The organism is Enterococcus sp. C65 (assembly GCF_040887165.1).
GTDB classification, from domain to species: Bacteria; Bacillota; Bacilli; order Lactobacillales; family Enterococcaceae; genus Enterococcus_B; species Enterococcus_B hirae.
The window spans coordinates 260,715-284,799 of the sequence record NZ_JBFOFG010000005.1 but is presented as its reverse complement, the minus strand read 5'-3'; the positions used below and the strand labels follow the sequence as shown (position 1 = coordinate 284,799).

The window sequence follows — 24,085 nt, the reverse complement described above, 5'->3', positions numbered from 1 at the left end:
GTTATTCGATATTATAAAACAGCTTCAATGGCACTGGTCATCTTCATAGGTGTCGTTTGTGGAGCAAAACGTTCAACGACATTCCCCTCTTTATCAATCAAAAATTTAGTAAAATTCCATTTGATAGCATTTGATAATGTGCCGGGAGCTTGTTTTTTTAGATAGTCGAAAAGAGGGTCTGCTTTTGGACCGTTGATATCAATGATTTGATGCATTGGGAAAGTAACGCCATAGGTATTTCGACAGGCTTGAGCGGCATCGCTGGCAGAAGCAACTTCTTGTTTGAATTGGTTAGAAGGAAACCCTAATATAATTAATCCTTGAGATTGATAACGCTCATAAAGTTCTTCTAATTGCTCGAATTGCGGAGCTAACCCACATTTCGTTGCGGTATTCACGATGATCATCGGTTGGTTCTTGTACTTATCTAATGAATAAGAGGTTCCATCTTCTAAAGTAACCGTAAAATTATAAATACTCATCATCTTTCCTCCTCAGGATAGTTTAAAAGCTCCAAACATCAAACAAAATCACTTGTTTTCGTTTAGAGCTTAGCTAAAAATTATCTTCTACTGATAAATATGGTTATTTTGTAACTATTTGTCAAAAGTTTCGCTTATCACTTATAAGGAAACGATTTGTTATAGAACATTGAAATGACATACCTGAGAATATATGGATTTCTCAATAGCTGTGTCAATTATGCTTCTACTTGAGACCATTCATCACGTTTTTCTAAGAATTCACGAGCGAGTGCTTGCGCACCTTCCAATGTATGGCTAGCTGCCCAGCCACATTGCGTTTCGTTGCTTGCAGGAACTTCCGTCGCTTCAAGTACATCTTTCATTGTTTGTTCTAAAACATCTAAAATATCTTCGTAACTTTCATGGTTCAAAACAGTTAAGTAAAAACCTGTTTGGCAACCCATTGGTGACCAGTCAACAATATAATCAGCATGGTTACGGATCAATTCTGCAGTTAAATGCTCTAAAGAATGTAAACTTGGCATATCCATATGCTCTTTATTCGGTTGTTTGAAGCGAACATCATATTTGATAATGACATCGCCGTGTTCCCCAGTTTTTTTATCAGCTACTCTGATATAAGGTGCTTTTACTTTTGTGTGATCAAGATTAAAACTTTCTACGTTCATTTTCATGACTTAAGGCTCCTAACTATTGGTAATCATTTTTGTTTATCGGAATCAAGTACACATCTACTAGAAGAAACTTCGATAAACACAGTGCTTCCAATTAGATTCTAACACTTATTGCTTTGTAGGTGTAGCAATCTGAAATGAAATTTATCTTTTCTTTCATTCGCTAATTTTCTTTTAATTGCTGAAATGCTTGAGTTAAATCTTCAATAAGATCATCCTCATACTCAATTCCCACGGATAAGCGGATCAATCCATCTTTGATACCTGCTTTTTCCCTTTTTTCTTTAGGAACGGAAGCATGAGTCATCACTGCGGGAAGTTCGACTAAACTTTCCACACCACCTAAGCTTTCTGCCAAAATAAACAATCGGAGAGATTCAACGAAAGGAATCGCAGCCTGTTTATTTTTTAGTGTAAAAGAAACCATGCCACTATAACCACTCATTTGTGCTTGCGCAATTTCATGATTTTTATGAGTGACCAAACCAGGATAAAAGACTTGTTCAACTTCAGGGCGTTCTTTTAAGAAGTGTGCGACCGCAAAAGCATTTTTTTGATGTTCTGCCATTCGTACACTTAATGTTTTGATTCCTCTTTGAAGTAGCCAGCTGTCTTGTGGCCCTAATACACCGCCAATGGCATTTTGATAATAGCCGATAGCATCCGCTAAGGTTTCATTATTTGTAGTAACCAAACCTGCAACGAGATCACTGTGTCCTCCGAGATATTTTGTCCCGCTGTGTAAGACGATATCTGCCCCTAAGTCAAGTGGTCTCTGGAAATAAGGAGTGGCAAAAGTATTATCAACAATTGTTATCAGTTGGTGTTTTTTTGCTAGTTGACTATTTTTTTGGAGATCAGTGATTTTTAATAACGGGTTACTTGGTGTTTCTAAATAAAGTGCTTTTGTGTTGGGTTGAATGGCTTGCTCTACTTGTGCCAAATCACTCGTATCGACAATTGTATATTCCAGACCACTTTTGGTTAGGACTTGATCAAAGAGTCGAAAAGTACCACCATAAACATCATCGCCTAATAAAATGTGGTCTCCTGATTGAAAAAGAGAGAAGACTGCATGAATACCGGCTAAACCAGAGGCAAAAGCAAATCCTTTGATTCCACCTTCCAACTCAGCAATCAATTCTTCAAGGGCAAAACGTGTGGGATTCCCAGAGCGAGAATATTCATATTGCTTGGGATTTCCCACACTATTTTGTCGATAAGTGGATGTTTGATAGATCGGAACACTAACTGCTCCAGTAGTAGGGTCTTCACTGATTCCGCCATGTATTAGTTTTGTTTGAATATGCATTATTTGTTCCTCCTAATTTTTTATATCTGTATTTCGGTCAAAACGACTATTTGTTTTATGAATAGATTCCTTTTGATAAATAACGGTCTGCTCCATCTGGGAAAATAGTTACCACTGAACTTCCTAAAGGTAATCGTTGGACTTCATGTAAGGCTGCCGCAAAAGCAGCGCCGCTAGAACTGCCAACTAGTATTCCTTGTTGCTTGGCTAGTTGTTTCGTGTAAGCAAAGCCTTCTTGATCGGAAATCGTTTCAAAACCATCTATGGTGATACCAGCAAGAAATGGTGGGGTAAATTCAACGCCAATTCCCTCGATTTTGTGACTATGAGCAGTACCACCATTCAAAATTGAGCCTTCTGGTTCGACACCAATTAAACGAATGTCTGCATTTTGTTCCTTTAAATATTTAGCGGTGCCCGCAAACGTACCGCCACTACCAATCCCCGCTACAAAGCTAGTGATTGGTTCGGTAAGTTCTCGACTGATTTCTGGACCAATCGTCTGATAATAGGCCATGGGATTTGCCCAATTCTCAAATTGCATTGGTAGAAAGCTGTGAGGAATAGTTTTTGCTAATTCTTTACTTTTTTCAATCGCACCAACGATGCCGAGTTCACTTGGTGTATGGATGATTGTTGCGCCTAATGCTTTCATCACTTGTTGTTTTTCCATACTGAATTTTTCAGGAACGACAAAGATTGTTTTGATAGAATAACTTAAAGCAGTTAATGCTAAACCAATTCCAGTATTACCAGCAGTAGGTTCAATAATTGTTGTCTCTTTTGTGATCTGTCCGGTTTGAATCCCTTGTTGGATCAGATAATGACCGAGTCGATCTTTGATACTTCCGCCGGGGTTCAAATACTCTAATTTCGCATAAATAGCTGAATGTTGGGGCATAGGATAATCTTTAGCAGTAAATTTAAAAAACGGGGTGGAACCAATTGCTTCGGTGATTGTTGTAATGATCATAATTCCCTCCTAAAAAAATAGAATATAAAAAGGAGCTGACTATTAAATCAGCTCCTTGAAAAAATCATGAAATAAGTATTGGAAAACGGAAGAAGGCAATACCAATTTATGAAGGGCTATTAATAGACATGACAAATCGTATGCTGCTTTTATGCACCATACAACAACAAATATTCATTTGTTTTGATTTGCTGTTTGTCATGTGAAGTCCCTCCAAAAAATGAATTTCATTAAAAATAGCATGATTAAACGAGAAAGTCAAAGAGTAAAACTTAAAAATAGATAATTCCCTAGTTTTCTAAGCGGTTGTCTGATACAATAAAGTTGATTATGATTAAGTTAAGAAGGAGCAAAAATAATGATCTCAGCAAGTGATTTAAGAGCCGGTATGACATTTGTTCAAGACGGTAAATTAATTAAAGTTTTAGACGCAAGCCACCACAAACCTGGTAAAGGAAACACTGTGATGCGTATGAAACTAAAAGATGTTCGTTCAGGAGCAACATATGACACAACTTTCCGACCAGAAGAAAAGTTTGAAAAAGCACATATTGATACGAAACCAGTACAATATTTATATACAATGGACGACACAGCATTCTTTATGGATCTTGAAACATATGAACAATATGAAATTCCAGTAGAGACTGTAGAAGAAGAAATGAAATATATTTTAGAAAATATGGAAGTAAAAATTCAATTCTTCGGCAGCGAAGTGATTGGTGTTCAACTTCCAACAACGGTTGTTTTGCGTGTTGTTGAAACACAACCTTCAATTAAAGGAGCAACCGTGACTGGTTCTGGTAAACCAGCTACAATGGAAACAGGCTTAGTCGTTAACGTTCCAGACTTCATCGAAACAGATGAACTACTTGAAATCAATACAACAGAAGGCACATACGTAAAACGTGCATCAAAATAACAATAAAGGCTTTTGTTCAAGATCCAGTAGGATACTTGAGCAAAAGCCTTTATTTATAGCTGTTTTTTTAATTTTTCATGGTGGGCATGTGAAAGTCGTTGATACAATGCCGTTTCAAAATCATTGTAACGACAAAAATCAATGACCGCATATTTTGCTGGGTCTAGCTCTGGAGGAATAAGCAAGGGTGAACCAATAATATAAAAATCATACTGTTTCGTGAGTGGCAGATGGGCTTTTTCAATCTCGATAAAAGGAATCTTTTCACCTAGATTAAATATCTCATAAGTGATCAAGTATTCTGAAACGTTGATAAAGCCAACTTTCAATTTATAGTCTTCTTCTAGCTTGGTATAATACGGATAAAGTAAACAAGCTTGGATGAAAGCTAATTCACTACTACAATTTTTTAACCAAAGGAAGTTTTTACGATTCGCAATCTTTTTCCAATAACTTTCGATTTTAGTAGCTAAAATTTGGATCATAGGATATTTCTTTTGGATATACGTAGAAATAAAAAAGGTTGTTAAAGGGATTTTTTGTTTGAATACAGTAAAATTCAACAATGAAAGGTAGATATTCGCATGAAGGGAAGGCTCTTCATGAAAGTTGAAATTACTAATATATTTTTGACAATGCGTTTCAAACTCTTCCAAGACTTTTTTTAAATGGTTGTTCGCCTGCAGATAAGAATGTTCCACGATTGGTAATTGGACATCTGATTTGGAATTTAGAAAAGGCCAATAATAGAACAAATAAAAAAGGGAATTGATTTCTAAAATATCGAGCTTCAAATTAGCAAGTTGAAAGAAATCATAAAAAAATTCAAGATCTGTTCCACTAGGGATAAAAGAAGTGGGAGTTAATTCATAAATATCAGTGAAATGACCCTCTTTAATTCGTAAAAGATTGATTTTACAATGGAGCATAGCTTGCTTCTTGCCGATTGCATATTTATCTTTCAGATGTTCCGCTTCGTATAACTCAAATAGTGCTTTTAAATCATCGCTAAAATAGAGATCATCTAGACTTTCACCTAATGAAACAAACCAAAAAAAGTTAAAAAACATAATCCGGATCAGCATTTCCGAACCTGTTAGTGTTAAGTTCGTTAAGTTCAAAGTGATATGATAGTCTTTAAAATACTGCGCTAATTTTTTGGTTTGGCGAAAACAAGTGGAACGACTAATATAGTTGCGTTGACAAAAAGAAGCAAGATCTTCATCTTGCTTCTTGATGATACTAAGCAATAACTGATAAGGGATACTTTGTGTGGTTAAAAAATTTTGATATTGATTGTAATGGATCATTCTTTCACGAATGATCAACTTATTTTTAGCCGTTAATAATTGTTTATTACTTATCTTTGCCAAGTCTTCTTGAATAGAAACAAGGATTTTTTTTAGTTTAACCATACTGATTGTTGTTTCTAAGTTTTCTCTTAGGTTATCGATCAAGTGCTCTCCTGGAGATAACGTCAATAGTTGACCATAAACAGCTAATTTTCCTCGCGAATGATCATCTAACAATAATTGCTCGATCAATAAATCACCATCTTTTCTAATTTAGTATTATTATTATTAACTCATCTTTATCATCTTGTAAATATGTATCTCAGATTTTTATATTTTTTCAATAATTGTAGAAATGAAAATAAAGTGAGTGTTTCAAATCCAAGTCTATTCGATCAGTTATTTTGAAAATATAAACTATATCATTATATAAAAATAACAGAACATTTATAGATATATTTCTTATTTACATATCTTCTATAGATTTAATATAACTAAAAAATCCACTTAAAAATTGAATGAGAATAAAAAGAGAAAAAATAGAGGTTTTTTCTCTTTTTTTATATTATCTAACTGAATTTTAAATAATTTTTAAGGAGGATATCTATGAGAAAGAAACAATTATTCTTTTTGTTAGGGTCTTTAGGAATCATTGTTGTACTCAATTTTTTCTTTCAGAATAGGAAACTTGTCGAAGCAAGTAATGAGGCTACTATGGAAATAATGGCTAATGAATATGGCCAAGTCCAAGCTCATCAATCTGCGGAACAATTGACCATCGAATTAGGGCTTTCTGAGAATGACCAAGGACATAGATACTTGGTACGGGTTATTGATTCAGAAACAAAAGAAATGCTTCTACCAATTCCAACAACTGAATATACGGAATACCTTAATGAAACTAGTGGAAAATGGCTCACAACTAGCCAATTTTTCAAGCAAGAGTATCACGAGAAGTGGATTTTTGCAGGCATCAAGCAGAATCAGTCAGTTGACGTAGAAGTTTTAGTGGAACAACAAACGGCAGAAAATGAGCAAGGAAAAGCACTCACGCCGATTGTGAAGGAATCATTTAAGTTTCTGGAAAATAATACATTAGAGCAACAAAGTAATAAGGAAACTTCGCTGGAAACAACGGAGCAATCGACTAAATCTAACGAAGCAGACACAAAGGGATCAACAGAAAGAGGAAATGAAGAACAGCAAGAAAAGGAACAAGATCTTGAAGAAGAGACAAAAGAAGAGGTTGTACGTCCGTTTGAGTTTCCCGCTCTCTTTTCTGCTGGAAATAATAAACAAATTGTCACACCTATCGTACCAAATTATACCAACGATTCTACTGGGGTCTACCCACAAGCAGCGTGGCAGCCGACAGGAAACGAAACGGTTCTCAATCATCAAGGAAATCAAAATGGTCAGTGGGATGGTGTGACGTCATGGAATGGCGACCCATCTAATCGGTCAAATTCTTATATTGAATACGGGGGAACAGGAGAAGAATCCTCTTATGCTATTCGTAAATATGCACGAGAAACGGCTACACCAGGATTATACGATGTTTTTTTAAATGTACGTGGGAACGTTCAAAAAGAGTTTTCACCTGTAGACGTTGTATTAGTAGTTGATTGGTCAGGCAGTATGAATGAAGACAATCGTTTGGCAGAAGTGAAACGAGGGGTCAATAGTTTTGTAGATACCCTTGACCATAGTGGTATAGCTGAAAAAATCAATCTTGGCTATATTGGGTATTCTAGTGTGGGTTATAACAACGGTTCAATCCCACTAAGTTCATTCAATTCTGTAAAAAATCAGATTAAAGCGATCACTCCTTCAACGACACAAGGGGGAACCTTTACTCAAAAAGCGTTGAGAGAAGCTGGTGAGATGTTGGCTGAACAAAATAATCATGAAAAAGTGATTGTGTTATTAACGGATGGTGTGCCAACCTACTCCTATCATGTGAACAAAGTGTTTACAGAACAAGATGGTAGTTATTATGGAACTGAATTTAGCGATGTACGAGAAGGAGCCGGAAATACTTCTCTTTTAAGTAGATATTACGATGTTCCAGATCAAAACAATCGAGAGAAGCAAATTCGGAGTACGTTTATAGCGACGATTGGCGAAGCATTAGCGTTGAAAGAACGAGGAATCAAGATCCATGGCTTAGGAATCCAATTGCAATCAGATATTCCAGCTGGCTTATCAAAAGTTGATGTGGAAACAAATATGAAGAAAATGGTATCAACGGATGAATCTGGTCAATTCTATTACGAATCGGCTGATCGTGCCACAGATATTTCTGATTATTTAGCGAAAAAAGCGGTTCATATTGCTGGAACCATCAGTAATGGAAAAGTGATTGATCCGATTGCTCAACCCTTTGTTTACGAAGAAAATACCCTCACGATCAAAGATGTAGGGAAAAATGCTGTCGCAGTAATGCCTACGATTGGTATTTCTGGTTCAACGATCCAAAGCAATCAGCTATATTTAGGGAAAGATCAGGAAATTCAAATCCATTATCAGGTACGAATCCAAACTGAAAGTAAAACGTTTAAACCCGATGTATGGTACCAAATGAATGAAAAAACAACCTTGCAACCGACGGCGGATGCTTCAACAATTGTTGAATTTGGCGTTCCTTCTGCAAAAGCACCAGGCGTAACATTGTCTTTCACAAAAGAATGGGAAGAATATGATCATGATACTAGCCTACGACCAGATCAAATCACTTATGAAATAAAACGAACGCCAACAACAGATAAAAATAGTTGGCAAACGGGATTTATCCAGTTAAATAAACCAACTAATGATACCGAGGGAACTTGGAGACGTGAAGACATCAAGTTACTCTCAGCAAGTAATGGCGCTGACTATCATGAAAACATGATGTTGCCAAAATTTAATAACCAAGGACAACCGTTTAACTATCAAGCAAGTAACGAAATGACCGTTGAAGGCTATGAGGCTGCTAAAGTCAACGATACGACTTGGAAAAATACTAAAAAGTTTACACCATTTGATTTGAACATCACCAAACATTCTTCATCTGGAGCAAAAAATCTTGTAGGAGCAGTTTTCGAATTAACTGGTCAATCTAAAACGATCCGCTTGATCGATAACAAAGATGGCAGTTATCACTTGCCTGCTGATGTTCGATTAATGAAAGGGGAAACCTATACGCTTACAGAGGTACAGGCACCGGACGGACATGAACTTGCTCAAAAAAACACCTGGAAGATTGCGGTATCAGCCGAAGGAAAGGTAACGATCGACGGACAATCCGCAAAAATCGAGGAACAGGCGATTCTTCTAACGATCGAAAATCCTTTCAAAAAAATTCCTTTGGCGATTCACAAATATACGCTTCATGGGTCAGAAAAAGTCCACTTAGCAGGTGCTACTTTTGAATTACAGAAAAAAGATGCTGCCGATAGTTATCGAACAGTAGCGACAAACGTATCGGAACTAACGGGATTGGCTCATTTTACAGTAGAGGAACCAGGAGAATATCGAATGGTAGAGACGAAAGGGCCCGTTGGCTATGATACGATTGCTGGAAATTATGAATGGACGATTGATCAATATGGCAGGATCAACTATGAACATGAAAATGTTGAGGTAGATCCGCAGTGGACATTACAGCATCAAAACCATCTCAAACCTTTTAATCTTACGGTCTATAAAAAACAAGATAACGGGCAATCATTAAAAGGGGCTAGCTTTAAACTAGAGGGGGAAGGGTCAAGTGTCGAACTACCTCAAGCAGGTGAATCAACGGATACATTTACATTTGAAAACCTTCAACCTGGTTCTTACACGTTAACGGAAACCAAAACACCAGATGGGTATCAAGGATTGAAAAAGCCAGTCTTGATCGTGGTGAAGGAAGATGGAACAGTGACCGTGGATGGGTCCAAACAAGAAAGTGGATTAGTAGCTGGAGACGAAAATAATCAAATTACGTTAACGATTACCAATCAAGTCAAAGTTCCTTTACCTGAGACTGGCGGAATGGGTCGTATTTGGTTCTATTTAGCTGGTTTCCTTGCGATAAGCAGCACATGTTTCGTTGCCTTTTTCAAAAAACAAAGAAAGGGCGTGGCGTAATGAAAAAAAGAATCTGGTATATCTTGTTCCTCATTCCGCTGTTGTTGACGATTGGATCGCAAAGAAGTGCGGCTCAAAATATTCCGAATCAATCTTCGAATGAGCAAGTACAGATTATCTTGCATAAACTTCTGTTTACGGAAGGGAATTTACCTGATCCACAAAAAAATACGGGTGAAGAGCAAGTATTCTTCCAAGAGGCTCAGGGACTAAATGAGGTGAGTTTTTCGGTTTATGATGTCACAGCTTCTTTCTATCAATTGAGAGAACAAGGGATCGATGTCACAACAGCGCAACAACAGTTAGCAAAAAAGGGACAAGAGATCGGAACGTTTGTAACAGAACAAATCACCAAAACCGTTGGTAACGAAGCTGGTATCGCTCAATTTCAATTACCAAAGCAAGATGCACAAGGAAGAGATCAAGTGTATCTTTTTCAAGAAACGAAGACGCCAGTAAACGTCAAAGAAAAATCAGCCAATTTAGTTGTGGTACTCCCAATTAATAATGAGCAAGGTCAAGAATTGAAGACGATTCATTTATATCCTAAGAACGAAGAAACGACTCCACTTTCTTTTTTGGAAAAAAAGATCCAAGGAGATTCCAGTGTTTCGTTTGGTGAAATCGTCACTTATACAGTAGATACCATTGTTTCTGACTGTCAAAGCTATCAACTCATTGATGAAGCGGATGATCATTTGCTCTTCTTACCTGATACATGGAAACTCAAAATTGGCGGACAAGAAATACATTCCGGGTATAAGATGGTTTCTCATCAAAATGGCTTTGAATTGACATTGGCTAAAGAGACACTCCAAAAAATGGTTGGACAACCACTTTCGATTACCTATCAGATGCAAGTATCAGCGACAGCAATTCCAGACGAGGAATTGAAGAATAACGTCACGGTCACTACAGAACGTGAGTACCTCCAACGATCAACTGCGATCCGTACGGGAGGAAAGCATTTTTTGAAAATTGATAGTCGAAATCAAAGACCTCTACAAGGCGCTGTATTTCTAGTAAGAAATCAAAGAGGTAAATACCTTCATCAAACGAAGGAAGGCGTTACTTGGCGAATGAGTAGTGAAGGAGCGTATCGACTAACTTCTGACCAATCAGGGAATTTTTCAGTTCGAGGGTTGACCGACGGGAATTATTACCTTGAAGAGATCCAGTCACCGAAAGGTTATATCAAAAGTGAAGAGCTAATTCCTTTTGTAGTTGAAAAAAATTCGTTTCAGCAAAACGGACAACAGGAGGATCCTTTGAAGGTAAAGAATCGTAAAGCAGATTTCGGTTTGCTGCCTAAAACAAATGAAAAAAATAGCCAGTTTTATGTCATCGTTGGGCTAATGCTAGTTAGTATCAGTCTGTGGAAATGGAGAAAGAAAGGTGAAAATAAATGAAAAAAGAGTGGAAAGCAATCGACATTTGTTGGGGAATATTATTCGTGTTATCAGCTGTTTTAGGTAGCTGGGTAGGGCAATCGCCTGTCTTTGCAGCTACCGATCAAGAAGTTGCACAAGTGATCTTGCATAAGAAAAAAGCACTTTCTTTACCCAATGTTATTCAAAACAGTGGGAAAGAGATGACAGAGTTTGACCAATATCAAGGTCTAGGAGATGTATCATTTACTGTTTATAATGTAACGAATCAATTTTATGAACAACGAAATAATGGTAAATCAGTCGAAGAAGCGCAACAAGCAGTTCAAGAGCTGACTCCTGGAGAACCTATCACGTCGGGAACGACAGATGCACAAGGAAGCGTAACGCTGGAATTGCCAAAATCTCAAAACGGAAAAGATGCGGTTTATGTCATCAAAGAAGAACCGAAAGCAGGGGTAGTCGCAGCTGGCAATATGGTATTGGCTTTTCCTGTTTATGAAATGATCAAACAACCAGACGGCTCTTATCAGTATGGTACAGAAGAATTAGACACGATTCATTTATATCCTAAAAATCTTGTTTCTAATAATGGGGTATTGCAAGTCAAAAAAGTGGGGACAGCCGAAAATGAACCATTGAATGGCGCAGTCTTTAACATTTCAAAAACCGAAGGATCAGTAAAAAAATACCTTCATAGTGTGAAAGACGGGCTTTATACTTGGACAACTGATCAAACCGCTGCTAAATCTTTTTTGACTGGGAAAACGTATCATATCGGAACAGCTGACTTCATTGAAGAAAACAGTGAAAAAGGTCAGATGGAAATTTACGGATTAGAAGTTGGTCACTACCTTTTGGAAGAAGTGAAGGCACCAGATAACGCCGCATTGATTGAGAGTCAAACGAAAACAGCATTTGAAATTACCGAAAATAATCAAACACCTGTTGAAAAAACGATTAAAAATGATACATCAAAAGTTGAAAAAAGTACGCCAAAATTAAATGGCAAAGATGTAGCAATTGGCGAAATGATCCAGTATGAAATCAAGGTCAATCTTCCCGAAGGAATTGCTGATAAAGAAGGTTCAATGAACAAATACACGAAATTCAATTTAATCGATCAACACGATGCAGCATTGACTTTTCATCATGCAGTCAATGGCGCCAATGGCTATGCACTTTACGATGGAGAAACAACAATCGATCCAAGTCATTATACAGTGATTGAGCAAGAAAATGGCTTTACGGTGGCAGTTGATCCAGCGTACATTCCTTCTTTGACGCCTGGAGGAACATTGAAATTTATTTATTATATGTATTTGAATGACCAAGCAAATCCAACTACAGGATACCAAAATGAAGCAAATGTAGAAAACGACTATACGAAAGACCAAACACCACCAACTGTTGAAGTAGTTACAGGTGGTAAGCAGTTTATCAAAGTTGATGGAGCGGTTTCAATAAACCAACCGTTAGCAGGTGCTAGCTTTGTCGTTCGAGACCAAGATTCAAGTGAGGCGAACTATTTGTTGATTGATCCTCAAACGAAAGCCGTTAATTGGACGAAAGAGCAAGGAAAAGCGACTGTTTTTACTACTGAAAAAGATGGGTTGATTACCATCATTGGATTAGCTTATGGAACCTACTATTTAGAAGAAATCAAGGCACCAGAAAATTATGTACAGTTGACCAACCGCCTTTCATTTGTAGTCGATGAACAATCTTATCATTTGTCTGGACAAGTCATTTCACCAGAAAAGGTACCAAACAAGCATAAAGGAACATTACCTTCTACAGGTGGCAAAGGGATTTACCTTTACCTAACAATTGGTACAGTCTTATTAATCATGGGAATTGGTTATTTTGTAAAAGTAAAAAAATCCCATCAATAAAAGGAAAAACGAGTCAAAAAAGGATGACGATCAATGAGTAACAAAAAGCGGCGATATTTGGATAGTTTCATGACCTTGTTATTCATCACAGGAATCGTAATTTTTATGTATCCTTTTGTTAGTGATCGTATCAATGATTACTTGGATCAGCAAATCATTAGAAAATACCAACAACAAGCACAACAACTAAAGACAGAAGAGTTAGAGAAAATCCAACAAGAATATCTAGAAAAAAATCGAGAACTTGCAAAAAGTAATTCTTCCCCAGGCTCTGACCCATTCGCCGAAGAAGAACCGGAGAAGGTAACACAATCAACGATCCAAAAACATACCATTGGTGTGTTATCAATCCCGAAAATCAATGTGCGACTACCGATTTTTGACCAAACGACTTCTTTTTTTCTGGAAAAAGGTGCCTCTTTATTGGCAGGAACCTCTTATCCAGTTGGGGGTGAAAGTACTCATGCCGTTCTTTCTAGTCATCGTGGATTACCCAAAGCCAAACTATTTACGGATTTAGATCAACTAGAGAAAAACGATTTGTTTTTTATCGAAAGTCAGAATGGTAAATTAGCGTATCAAGTGGATCAAATCAAAATTATTGAGCCTACAGATCTTGATGATCTGATGATTGAAAAAGGGCAGGATTTAGTTACATTATTAACATGTACCCCTTATATGGTCAATAGTCACCGGTTGCTGGTACGAGGACACCGTATTCCCTATGAAAATCAAGACATTGAAAAAGAAGTCAAGAAAATCGATAGCCAAAAAAAACGATCTCTTTTGATTCTTGGATTCGTATTGATTGGATTGCTAGTGGTCGGGATAGTGTGTTTCATTTGCTATTTTAAACATTAAGTTTTAATATAGTTTTGAAAACTAGATGTAAAAGTCTTACAAACAGTATATAATAGGTTTATAAGAAGAAGGCATCAATGATTGGAGGAAATACAAAAATGGAAGTAGAATTTAGTCGGAAGTATCAAATAGTGAATGAAGTGTTGAATGCCGTCACCCATGGAATTGCAGCGTTTTTAAGTCTCATTTGTTTTGACTTGCTGATGGAACAAGCTCATTCAACCCTCGATTATGTTGCGTTTATCATTTATGGCAGTTCGCTGTTTTTGCTTTTTTTCAGTTCTACGTTGTTCCATAGCTTGATTTTTACAAAAGCAAAAAAAGTGTTTCAAATATTCGATCATTGTTCGATCTATTTACTGATTGCCGGGACCTATACGCCTTTTTGCCTGTTAATCGTTCAGGGACTTTCTGGTGTACTATTACTTAGTGTAATCTGGGCAACAGCAGTTATCGGGATCATTTACAAGTGTTTGACTTTAGCGAAAGCCAGTCAGGTTTCTAAAGTATCAACGATTATTTATAATGTGATGGGCTGGGGAATCGTGATTGTTTTACCAAAACTTTATCAAAACATCAATTTGACCGGTTTACTTTTATTGGTCGCTGGTGGGTTAGCTTACTCGATCGGCTCAATTTTTTATAGCATGAAAAGTAAGAGATTCACACATGTTATTTGGCACTTATTTGTGATGTTAGGTGCATCATTGATGTTTTTAGCCGTTTACTTTGGGTATGTGGTTTAAATAAAATCAATTTAAGCATGAATTTTCTGATGAACAAAGGAATAGCTCTCCTTTTTACAACGAAGGATTAAATTAAAAAATACGTTTGGTTTCGATGGAATGATCGCAACCAAACGTATTTTTATTTGATGGAGTAGTTGCTTTCACTAGATTGTATGATTGAAATAGTGAGATTTATGAGCATATCCATTGTTTTTTAATCTTTTATTCGCTAGTTTTGTATTTATACAAAAAAATGTATGAATGCACTTTTTTTTATTAAATTTATGAATATAGTAGACAATCACTGAGAATTTGTTTAATATTATTCAAATAAAATTCAAATCTTAATGAGAGAAATTTTAAAAAACATTGCGGAAAAGAGGTAGTCTCGAATGTCAGAATTAATGATCGGTGAAATTCCTGTTAGTCAATTAGTAAAACAATATCAAACACCCCTTTATGTTTACGACGAGAAGCAAATGGTGGAGAACATCAAGGCATTTAAACAAGGATTTCAATCAGATCATTTTAAGACAAAGATTTTATATGCATCAAAAGCATTTCAGACCGTTGCCATGTTAAAACTGATTCAATCACAAGGATTAGGTTTAGATGTAGTTAGTGGTGGCGAGATTTATACAGCTGTGTGTGCTGACTTTCCAATGGAAGAGGTCTATTTTCATGGAAACAATAAAACACCTGCGGAAATCCGTTATGCTATCGAAAATGGACTTGTTCATTTTGTAGCGGATAATCTCATGGAAGTTGAATTGTTAGTCGCACTTAGCCAAGAATATCAAAAAGAACTCCAGGTAATGATCCGGTTGAATGTAGGGATCGAAGCACATACGCATGAATATGTCGTTACCGCTCATATTGATTCAAAATTTGGTCTACTCTATGAAAGCGAAGAGTGTCAAAAAGCGATCCAATTTATTCAGGATAGTGAATTTTTACAATTAGAAGGCTTTCATGCCCATATTGGTTCGCAGATTTTTGAATTATCGGCCTGGATAGCAGAGATCCATAAACTGATTGGTTATCTTAAAGATTTTGATGAAGTACTTTCGCTAAATCTTGGGGGAGGATTCGGTATTCGTTATACCGAAAGTGATCAGCCATTGCCCATTGAAGAATCTGTTCGAGAATTAGTACGTTTTACGGAGGAAGCTTTAAAAAAACAAGGATTAGTAATCAATGAATTGTTGATCGAACCCGGAAGAAGTATCGTTGGGGAAGCAGGAACGACGCTTTATACGGTAGGATTTATTAAGCAAACGCCAAATAAAAAATATTATTTTGTCGATGGGGGAATGACCGATAATATCCGTCCAGCACTCTATCAAGCGAGCTATCAATGTGATCTGGCAACCAAATTAAGGGAAAAGAAAACCGAAAAAGTCACGATCGCTGGGAAAATGTGTGAGTCAGGTGATGTGGTTATTCAAGAAGCTCTTTTGCCTATCGCTGAACCCGGAGATATTTTAGCGGTATATGCCACAGGCGCTTATGGTTATTCAATGAGTAGCAACTATAACCGAGCCTTGACGCCTGCTGTGGTATTCGTCAACGGTGAAACTGCTCGATTAGTGGTACGTAGGCAAGAATATGAGGATTTATTGCGAGGTGAAGTTCAATGATCCTGCATAAATATAATGGTTGCGGCAATGATTTTATCTTAATGGACTATGAAGAAGGAATCGATTATCACCAATTAGCCAGCAAGTGGTGTGGACAGGATCGATTTGATACAGATGGGTTGATTGTCGTTCGAGAGCAACCTTTAACGATGCTTTATTTCAATAAAGATGGCAGTCAGGCGCCGATGTGTGGGAATGGGATTCGTTGTTTTGCTCGGCATGTATGGGATAAAGCTATGGTAGAAACTTCACTTTTCGACGTACACACATTAGCGGGTGTGATTTCCATTGAAATTTTGACAGAAGAACCTTTTTATTGTACCGCTCAGATGGGACAACCCGATTATTCGACAGAAAAGTTAGCGGTCAATCAAACAGAACCCATCGTGGATCAAATAGTACGTATTGGACAAGTGGATGTCCAGCTAACTAGTTTGTTTATGGGCACGATCCATACCGTTGTTTTTGTAGAGGATGCAAAAGCGCAACAAATGAAAGCGTTAGGGGAACAGATTTGTCACCATCCATTATTCTCAGAAAAAACCAATGTTAATTTTGTCCAACGAGTCAATGAACAGGAACTGATCGTACGCACGTATGAACGTGGCGTTGGTTGGACATTGGCTTGTGGTACTGGCTGTTGTGCGGCTTATGTCGTAGCTAGAGATCATGGATACTTAGCAAGTGCTAAGGCCATGATTCACTTAGAGCAAGGAGAGTTAATGATTACTGGGGAGACACAAATACAAATGACGGGACCAGCTGTTCATGAATGGTCACAAAAGGAGATGTCGTATGATTAAAGGTTCGATCGTTGCATTGATTACACCGATGGATGTGCTTGGCGAAATTGACTATCAAGGATTAGAGAAACTAATTGAGTTTCATCTTTCAGAAGGTACAGATGGCCTGTTAGTGTTAGGAACAACTGGGGAATCTTCGACGTTAACGCCAGAAGAAGAAGAGGAGATTCTACGTTTTACAGTAGCAAAAGTAAATAAAAGAATCCCAGTCATCGCAGGCGCAGGAACAAACGATACGAAAAAAACAATTGAAAGAGTCCAACGTTTAGCAGCGATTGGGGCGGATCAATTGTTAGTGATCACGCCTTATTATAATAAGACAAGTGATGCAGGTTTGTTGGCGCATTTTACTGCAATTGCTGACCAATCACCACGACCGATCATTTTATACAATGTACCATCTAGAACTGGAATGACGATCCCAATCCCAGTCCTGGAAAAATTAGCGACACATCCACAAATCAGCGGGATCAAAGAAGCATCAGGTGATCTGGCTTATGTGATGGCAGTTGGTCGTCTTTTGACAGACTCGTTTGTCCTTTATAGTGGCAACGATGATGCTATTTTGCCGATATTAAGTGTGGGTGGAAGTGGGGTTATCAGTGTTTGGGCCAATATCCAGCCTAGATTAGTCCATGAATTAGTCGCAACGTTTGAGCAAGGGAATCTTCGACGAGCGCAACAAATCCAATTAACTGCCTTACCATTGATCCATGCCTTGTTTAGTGAAACAAATCCGATCCCAATAAAAGCCGCAATGGAGATGATGGCTCTTCCTTCAGGTGCGTTACGGCTACCACTTGTTCCTCTGTCTGAGGACAAGCGAGGAGTATTACAGGAATTATTACCTATGAAAGGACGAGAACAGGTATGAAAATTGGTGTAGTCGGACATGGACGAATGGGCAAAAAAATCCAAGAAGTCATTGAATCTTATGAACATGAGGTCGTTTTTCCAAAGGTCTCCCTTAAAGAAGCGACTACTTTATCTTTTCCGAGTAATATCTCACTCCTTATTGATTTTTCTCACGCAGATAATTTGGAAAAAGTGCTAGATTATGGAGCAGCACACCAACTTCCAGTCGTGATCGGAACGACTGGCTATAGTGAGGAACAATTCCAGGCAATCGAAGCGTTTGGGCAACGTTTCCCCATTTTATACAGTGCGAACTTTTCTTTAGGGATTTTTGTCATGAATCAATTAGTGAAGCAGGCTGCTGAATTATTGAAAACATGGCAAATCGAATTGATTGAAAAACATCATGACCAAAAAAAAGATGCGCCTTCTGGAACGGCTCAATCACTACTCGCTAGTATGCAAGAAGTCCGCAAACTATCTCCTGTTTTCCAATGGAAAGATCAACCTAGAAAAACCGATGAAATCGGAGTACACAGTTTACGTATTGGTTCTGTACCTGGAGAGCACGAAGTTTTATTTGCATCTACGGATGAAGTATTATCAATCAAACATGAATCGTTTTCCAATCAGATTTTTGCAGAAGGAGCAGTAAGTGCAGCTTTTTGGTTAAGCAATCAACCAGCTGGATACTATCAATTAGCAGATACTTTAGGTGGATAAAGGAGAGAAAGCAAATGGACGCACAAGCAATTATACGTTTGATTCAAACAGCTGATAAAAAAACACCGGTTAAAGTGTATTTAAATGTCACTGAACCAATTAAATTTGAAAAGTGTAAAGTATTTGGTCAGGGGAATAGCCAAATTGTTTTCGGTGATTACCAAGAAATCGCACCAATCCTCGCAAAAGAATCCGCTAAAATCATTGAGATCGAAATAGAAGAAACAGCTAGAAATAGTGCCATACCTCTGCTTGATTTAAAAGAAATCAATGCTCGGATCGAGCCAGGAGCAATTATCCGGGATCAAGTAACGATCGGTGATCATGCGGTCATCATGATGGGAGCGATCATCAATATCGGTGCGGAGATTGGGGAAAACTCGATGATCGACATGGGGGCAATCTTAGGCGGAAGAGCGATTGTCGGCAAAAATTGTCACATTGGTGCGGGTGCAGTGTTGGCGGGTGTGATCGAACCGGCTTCCGCTCAACCAGTGGTGGTTGAAGACGGTGTCTTGGTTGGTGCGAATGCTGTCATTGTTGAAGGTGTCCGTATTGGCAAAAATGCAGTCGTGGCGGCTGGAGCAGTTGTTTTAGAAGATGTAGCCGCTGATACCGTAGTGGGTGGAACGCCTGCCCGAGTATTAAAGATCAAAGACGAACAAACGAGGGAGAACACCGCATTGATCGCTGCATTACGGGAATTATAGAGAGGATGAAAAAGATGCGCAAAATAGATACCTGTATCGTTGGAGCAACTGGTTTAGTTGGTCAAACGATGTTGAACGTGTTAGCAGAATATGATTTTCCAGTAGGTCGTTTGAAATTATTAGCATCCAAGCGTTCAGCTGGAAAAATCTGTGTGTTTAAGGGAAAAGAATACACAGTAGAAGAATTAACAAAGACATCATTTGACGGGTATGATTTAGCGCTTTTTTCAGCCGGAGCAGAAATTTCACTTGAATTTGCGCCACTTGCTAGAGAACATGGGTTGGTCGTCATTGATAATTCTTCTGCTTGGCGAGAAGATCCAACGATTCCGTTGATCGTTCCAGAAGTCAATCTAGCAGATCATGAAATGAACCGATTGATTGCCAATCCAAACTGTTCCACGATCCAAGCCGTTTTACCGTTAAAGGCATTGCAACAGACATTTGGTGTCAACCGCGTGAACTATTCCACCTATCAAGCGGTCTCTGGTTCGGGGCAACAAGGGCTAACTGATCTTCACGCCACTCAAAAAGGGCAGGAACCTTCGCTTTATCCGCATGATATCAGTCAAACAGTCATCCCCGAAATTGATGCACCGTTGGTTGATGGGTATACGAAAGAAGAACACAAAATGATGGCTGAAACAAGGAAGATCCTACATTTGCCTAACTTACCTGTCTCGGCTACTTGTGTACGTGTCCCCATCGAAGTTGGTCATGGTGTTTTAATCGCAGTCCAGTTGGCGCAGCCATTTTCACTTGCAGCAGTCCGTCAATGTCTACAACATTTTCCGGGAATAACAGTCGTGGATGATTTGCCCAACCATAGTTACCCGACCAGTATCCTTGCTAAAGGAACAGATGAGGTATACGTCGGCAGACTCCGGCATGATCCTACATTGGAAAATGGGCTGTTACTGTATACCGTAGCGGATAATATCCGTAAAGGCGCAGCTGCGAATGCTGTACAAATCGCCTCTGCCTTGTTATCACCAATCAGGGAGGTGATCCAATGAAAGTCGCAAAATTTGGTGGCTCATCGATGGCTCATGAAGAACAATTCAAAAAGGTAAAATCTATTATTTTAGCTGCCTCTGAACGAAGTGTGATCGTTGTTTCCGCTTTAGGAAAACGAACAAAAGAAGATGACAAAGTCACGGATCTCTTGTATTTGATCCATGCCTATCTTCATCATGGAGTCGATTGGACACCTTTGTGGGAAAGGATCTGTGAACGATTCATTCAAGTGAGAGATGTCTTGTCGTTGACTTTTCCGATTGAAGATGAATTGTTAGAGATCCAAAAAAAATTACAGCGAGAAAAAGTCTCACAGGATTTTTTGGTCAGTCGGGGAGAATATCTCACTGCGAAGTTATTAGCTGAATATGTTGGTTATACGTTTATAGATGCGAAAGAACTGATTTTCTTTGATTATACGGGTGAGATCGATGAAGAACGGACGAAACAAGCAATAATAACTATTTATCAAGAAAAAGGCCCACTAGTAGTCCCAGGATTCTATGGTGCTAATCCAGTTGGAAAAGAAAAATTGATGGGGCGAGGTGGGAGCGACATCACTGGCGCAATCTTAGCCAAACTATTGAATGCCGACTGTTATGAGAATTGGACGGATGTTTCCGGGATTATGATGGCTGATCCACGAATCATTGACACGCCAAAAATCATCAAAGAAATTTCATTTAGAGAATTACGAGAGATGGCGTATATGGGGGCAAATGTTCTCCATGAATCAGCTATTTTCCCAGTACAAGAAGCAGGTATCCCGATTCAAATAAAAAATACGAACGATCCAGAGGCGCAAGGCACTAGAATTTCCAGCAAAGAAGTCGAAAAAGAAAATGGCTTAACAGGGATTGCTGGAAAAAAAGATTTTCTTTCGCTAACACTATTTAAACGACATATGTCTGATGAAATCGGGTTTATTTGGAAAGCAATGAGTGTCTTTGCGAATCATGGTATCTCGATCGAACACATTCCTTCGGGGATCGACAATATTGGAGTAGTCGTTTCAGCAGAAGCCATTGCAGATCAATTATTTTTGATTACCAAAGAGTTAAAAGAAAATTTGGGTGTCGAGGAAGTCGAAATTATCGAGAATCTGGCATTGATCTCAGTTGTTGGCGGACCACATAAAGAACTGATTGGACTTTCTGGCAAAGTCTTATCCATCTTAAATCAACTAGAGATTCGGACATCGATCTTATCCCAAGGGGCACAAGAATTAAACTTGATCATTGGGGTAAAAAATGAAGAATATGAAACAGTCGTTAAAGGGCTCTATGAAGGGATGGTGAATGTCGATGTTAGCAAAACATCGCATGGCGTTACATCAAATTCCTGAAATCGGCTTTCATGAATTTAAAACCAAAGCGTATTTGCATGAACAAATCAAGGATCTTGGGGGAGTCCTGCATGAAATCGGCGAGACTGGTTTATTGCTTTATTTTGATCATCAACAAAACGAAACGATTGCTTTTCGGACAGATATTGACGCCTTACCGATCCAAGAAGAAACAAATCTTCCCTTTGCTTCTACTCATGAAGGGATGATGCATGCGTGTGGTCACGATGGACATATGGCAATGTTATTAGGGTTAACGGAATATATCGCAGATCATAAAGAACAGTTAATGTACAACGTTGTTCTGATTTTTCAACCTTCGGAAGAAATATCTGGCGGAGCGGAAAGTGTTATTCAAACAGGTTTGTTAGAGGACTATCAAGTCCAAGCGATTTTCGGGTTTCATTTATGGCCAGGTCTTCCCATAGGCGAGATCTATTCACGATCGGGCGCCTTTATGGCACAAAGTAGTGAGACAGATATCATTGTCAAAGGGAGATCTGCTCATATTGCCTCTAGTGAACAAGGGATCGACAGTATCCGAGGAGCCATTGGTTTTATGAATGAAGTATACGAGTTGGAACAATCTTTACCTAAAGAATGGCGACGTTTAATAAAGTTTGGACAGATCACTGGTGGTACGATTCGAAATGTTTTAGCAAATGAAGTGACTATCTCAGGCAGCATCCGTTCTTATGATCAGCAAATCCAAGATTCGATCAAAGTACAACTGGCTGATTTAGCAGAGAAATTTCAAAAAAATTCGCAGGTATCGATCCAATTCCGTTATAATGATGGATATCCAGCGGTCATCAATGATCCTCACTTATATACAGCCTTGAAGCAATCAGAAAAATTACATGAGCTTGAACAACCGGTCTTGCAAGCAGAGGATTTCGGTGTTTATACCCAGAAGTATCCATGTGTTTTTTTCTTTCTCGGTGTCGGTGATACACCAGCACTTCATGATGCACGATTTGATTTTGATATGGCTGTGTTAGAAAAGGGTGTCGCTTGGTATCAAACGATCCTTCATACAAAAGGACTTTTGCTAAAAAAGGATCAGTGACAAAGAAGTGATAAAAAGGAGAAAACCACATGAATTTAACCAATCGTTTTAATCACAGGCTTGCAAAAATAGCAGTGTCACAAATCAGAAGTTTTGACCAACAAATTTCTGCTATCCCCGATGTCATCAAGTTAACCTTAGGTGAGCCTGATTTTCCAACACCCGAACATGTCAAACAGGCGGGGATTACTGCTATTGAAGAAAATTATTCCCATTATACGGGGATGAGGGGACTACCCGAACTTTGTGAAGCTGCTTGTTTATTTCAAAAAGAACGTTATGGGTTGGTATACGATCCTCAAACTGAAGTACTAACGACAGTTGGTGCCACAGAAGCAATCGCTGCTTCTTTACTAGCGATTTTGGAAGAAGGCGACAAAGTATTGATTCCTGCGCCTGCTTATCCTGGCTATCAGCCGATAGTGGATCTTGCTGGAGCGGAATTAATCACAATCGATACGTCAGAAACAGGCTTTATCTGCCAACCAGAACAATTAGAAGCAGCCTTTGCTACTTATGGCGACTCGATCAAAGCAATTATCTTGAACTATCCAAGCAATCCAACAGGAACACTGTTAACTTCAGAACAAATGGCAAAATTAGCTGAAGTCATCAAACAACGATCGGTCTTCGTGATCAGTGATGAAGTCTATGCAGAGTTGAATTATGTCGGAGACCATGTCTCGCCAGCGTCTTATCTTCCGGAGCAAACAATTGTGATTAGCGGTTTATCCAAATCTCATGCGATGACCGGCTGGCGGATCGGCTTTATTTTTGCTCAAAAATATGTGATTGATGAAATCATCAAAGTCCATCAATATTTAGTCACTTCAGCCACTACAATGGCTCAAAAAGCTGCGGTTGAGGCACTTACTACCGGAATGTATGATGGGGAAAAAATGAAAGAACAGTATGCGAAGAGAAGAGATTATCTTTTAGGTCAATTAAGTGAGTTAGGGTTTGAAGTCATACCACCTGATGGCGCCTTTTACCTGTTTTGTAAACTGCCAAAAGAAGTTACCCTAAATTCTTGGGAGTTTTGCTTACAGTTAGCAGAACAAGGCAGAGTCGCCTGTATCCCTGGTTCAGCTTTTGGACCAGAGGGTGAAGGCTATATTCGGATTTCTTATGCAAGTAGTTTGGCAGAACTTACGGAAGCTTGCCAACGGATTCGCCTTTTTTTAGCTGATATATAATCAAAAAAAATGAAAAGCTGCGTTCGTTTTATTGAACGAAGTTTTTCATTTTTTTGTTTGTTTTGTTGATTGAAAGAGGAACAT

At 38.4% G+C, this 24,085-nt stretch carries 20 protein-coding genes; 15 read left to right on the top strand and 5 right to left on the bottom strand.

The features are described 5' to 3' along the window. Window positions 1-11 precede the first annotated feature (11 nt). From AB3I12_RS07865 to AB3I12_RS07850, 4 genes are all read right to left on the bottom strand, one after another. Window positions 12-482 carry a glutathione peroxidase gene (locus AB3I12_RS07865; RefSeq protein ID WP_034699391.1) on the bottom strand — a complete coding sequence of 157 codons (471 nt, stop codon included), beginning with the start codon at window positions 480-482 and terminating at the stop codon, window positions 12-14. A gap of 218 nt (window positions 483-700) precedes the next feature. Further along, complete coding sequence (locus AB3I12_RS07860) at window positions 701-1,159, bottom strand: S-ribosylhomocysteine lyase (protein ID WP_010720211.1); 459 nt, start codon at window positions 1,157-1,159, stop codon at window positions 701-703. Between the two features lie 163 nt (window positions 1,160-1,322). Beyond that, window positions 1,323-2,471 carry a cystathionine gamma-synthase gene (locus AB3I12_RS07855; RefSeq protein ID WP_063626502.1) on the bottom strand — a complete coding sequence of 383 codons (1,149 nt, stop codon included), beginning with the start codon at window positions 2,469-2,471 and terminating at the stop codon, window positions 1,323-1,325. A 55-nt stretch (window positions 2,472-2,526) separates the two neighbouring features. Further along, window positions 2,527-3,444, bottom strand: a complete 918-nt coding sequence (locus AB3I12_RS07850) for a PLP-dependent cysteine synthase family protein (RefSeq protein ID WP_063626503.1) — start codon at window positions 3,442-3,444, stop codon at window positions 2,527-2,529. A 358-nt stretch (window positions 3,445-3,802) separates the two neighbouring features. Between AB3I12_RS07850 and efp the strand changes: the two genes are divergently transcribed. Further along, on the top strand, window positions 3,803-4,366 hold the full coding sequence (efp, locus tag AB3I12_RS07845) for an elongation factor P (protein WP_010720208.1): 564 nt from the start codon (window positions 3,803-3,805) through the stop codon (window positions 4,364-4,366). A gap of 53 nt (window positions 4,367-4,419) precedes the next feature. On the opposite strand, the gene AB3I12_RS07840 is transcribed toward efp, so the two are convergent. Beyond that, the gene (locus tag AB3I12_RS07840; RefSeq protein ID WP_063626504.1) at window positions 4,420-5,910 is read right to left on the bottom strand and encodes a helix-turn-helix domain-containing protein; all 1,491 of its coding nucleotides are present in this window, start codon (window positions 5,908-5,910) and stop codon (window positions 4,420-4,422) included. A gap of 354 nt (window positions 5,911-6,264) precedes the next feature. Between AB3I12_RS07840 and AB3I12_RS07835 the strand changes: the two genes are divergently transcribed. The 14 genes from AB3I12_RS07835 to AB3I12_RS07770 all read left to right on the top strand — a co-directional run bounded on the left by AB3I12_RS07835 (window position 6,265) and on the right by AB3I12_RS07770 (window position 24,001). Continuing rightward, on the top strand, window positions 6,265-9,771 hold the full coding sequence (locus AB3I12_RS07835) for a vWA domain-containing protein (RefSeq protein WP_063626505.1): 3,507 nt from the start codon (window positions 6,265-6,267) through the stop codon (window positions 9,769-9,771). Further along, window positions 9,771-11,180 (top strand): SpaH/EbpB family LPXTG-anchored major pilin, encoded by a 1,410-nt coding sequence (locus tag AB3I12_RS07830; protein WP_063626506.1) that lies wholly within the window; start codon window positions 9,771-9,773, stop codon window positions 11,178-11,180. The genes AB3I12_RS07835 and AB3I12_RS07830 overlap by 1 nt, the downstream gene beginning before the upstream one ends. After that, on the top strand, window positions 11,177-13,054 hold the full coding sequence (locus AB3I12_RS07825) for a SpaH/EbpB family LPXTG-anchored major pilin (RefSeq protein ID WP_063626507.1): 1,878 nt from the start codon (window positions 11,177-11,179) through the stop codon (window positions 13,052-13,054). The genes AB3I12_RS07830 and AB3I12_RS07825 overlap by 4 nt, the downstream gene beginning before the upstream one ends. 33 nt (window positions 13,055-13,087) lie before the next feature. Beyond that, window positions 13,088-13,915 carry a class C sortase gene (locus AB3I12_RS07820; protein ID WP_063626508.1) on the top strand — a complete coding sequence of 276 codons (828 nt, stop codon included), beginning with the start codon at window positions 13,088-13,090 and terminating at the stop codon, window positions 13,913-13,915. A gap of 98 nt (window positions 13,916-14,013) precedes the next feature. Next, window positions 14,014-14,661, top strand: coding sequence for a hemolysin III family protein (locus AB3I12_RS07815; RefSeq protein WP_025480259.1), 648 nt, complete (start codon window positions 14,014-14,016; stop codon window positions 14,659-14,661). A 374-nt stretch (window positions 14,662-15,035) separates the two neighbouring features. Beyond that, a complete protein-coding gene (gene lysA / locus AB3I12_RS07810) occupies window positions 15,036-16,283 on the top strand; it encodes a diaminopimelate decarboxylase (protein ID WP_063626509.1) in 1,248 nt (415 codons plus the stop codon). Beyond that, a complete protein-coding gene (gene dapF, locus AB3I12_RS07805) occupies window positions 16,280-17,086 on the top strand; it encodes a diaminopimelate epimerase (RefSeq protein ID WP_063626510.1) in 807 nt (268 codons plus the stop codon). Before lysA ends, dapF begins: the two co-directional genes overlap by 4 nt. Next, window positions 17,079-17,960, top strand: coding sequence for a 4-hydroxy-tetrahydrodipicolinate synthase (gene dapA / locus AB3I12_RS07800; protein ID WP_063626511.1), 882 nt, complete (start codon window positions 17,079-17,081; stop codon window positions 17,958-17,960). Before dapF ends, dapA begins: the two co-directional genes overlap by 8 nt. Next, window positions 17,957-18,664: a 4-hydroxy-tetrahydrodipicolinate reductase gene (dapB, locus tag AB3I12_RS07795; protein WP_034699411.1), complete on the top strand. Its 708-nt coding sequence runs from the start codon at window positions 17,957-17,959 to the stop codon at window positions 18,662-18,664. The genes dapA and dapB overlap by 4 nt, the downstream gene beginning before the upstream one ends. A gap of 14 nt (window positions 18,665-18,678) precedes the next feature. After that, window positions 18,679-19,374 carry a 2,3,4,5-tetrahydropyridine-2,6-dicarboxylate N-acetyltransferase gene (dapD, locus tag AB3I12_RS07790; protein ID WP_063626512.1) on the top strand — a complete coding sequence of 232 codons (696 nt, stop codon included), beginning with the start codon at window positions 18,679-18,681 and terminating at the stop codon, window positions 19,372-19,374. 14 nt (window positions 19,375-19,388) lie between these two features. Further along, complete coding sequence (locus AB3I12_RS07785) at window positions 19,389-20,390, top strand: aspartate-semialdehyde dehydrogenase (protein WP_053765848.1); 1,002 nt, start codon at window positions 19,389-19,391, stop codon at window positions 20,388-20,390. Beyond that, on the top strand, window positions 20,387-21,736 hold the full coding sequence (locus AB3I12_RS07780; protein ID WP_053765847.1) for an aspartate kinase: 1,350 nt from the start codon (window positions 20,387-20,389) through the stop codon (window positions 21,734-21,736). Before AB3I12_RS07785 ends, AB3I12_RS07780 begins: the two co-directional genes overlap by 4 nt. Beyond that, entirely contained in the window at window positions 21,696-22,805 is a 1,110-nt protein-coding gene (locus AB3I12_RS07775) for a M20 family metallopeptidase (RefSeq protein WP_063626513.1), read from the top strand. Before AB3I12_RS07780 ends, AB3I12_RS07775 begins: the two co-directional genes overlap by 41 nt. A gap of 29 nt (window positions 22,806-22,834) precedes the next feature. Next, window positions 22,835-24,001: a pyridoxal phosphate-dependent aminotransferase gene (locus tag AB3I12_RS07770; protein WP_034699425.1), complete on the top strand. Its 1,167-nt coding sequence runs from the start codon at window positions 22,835-22,837 to the stop codon at window positions 23,999-24,001. The last annotated feature ends 84 nt before the right edge of the window (window positions 24,002-24,085 follow it).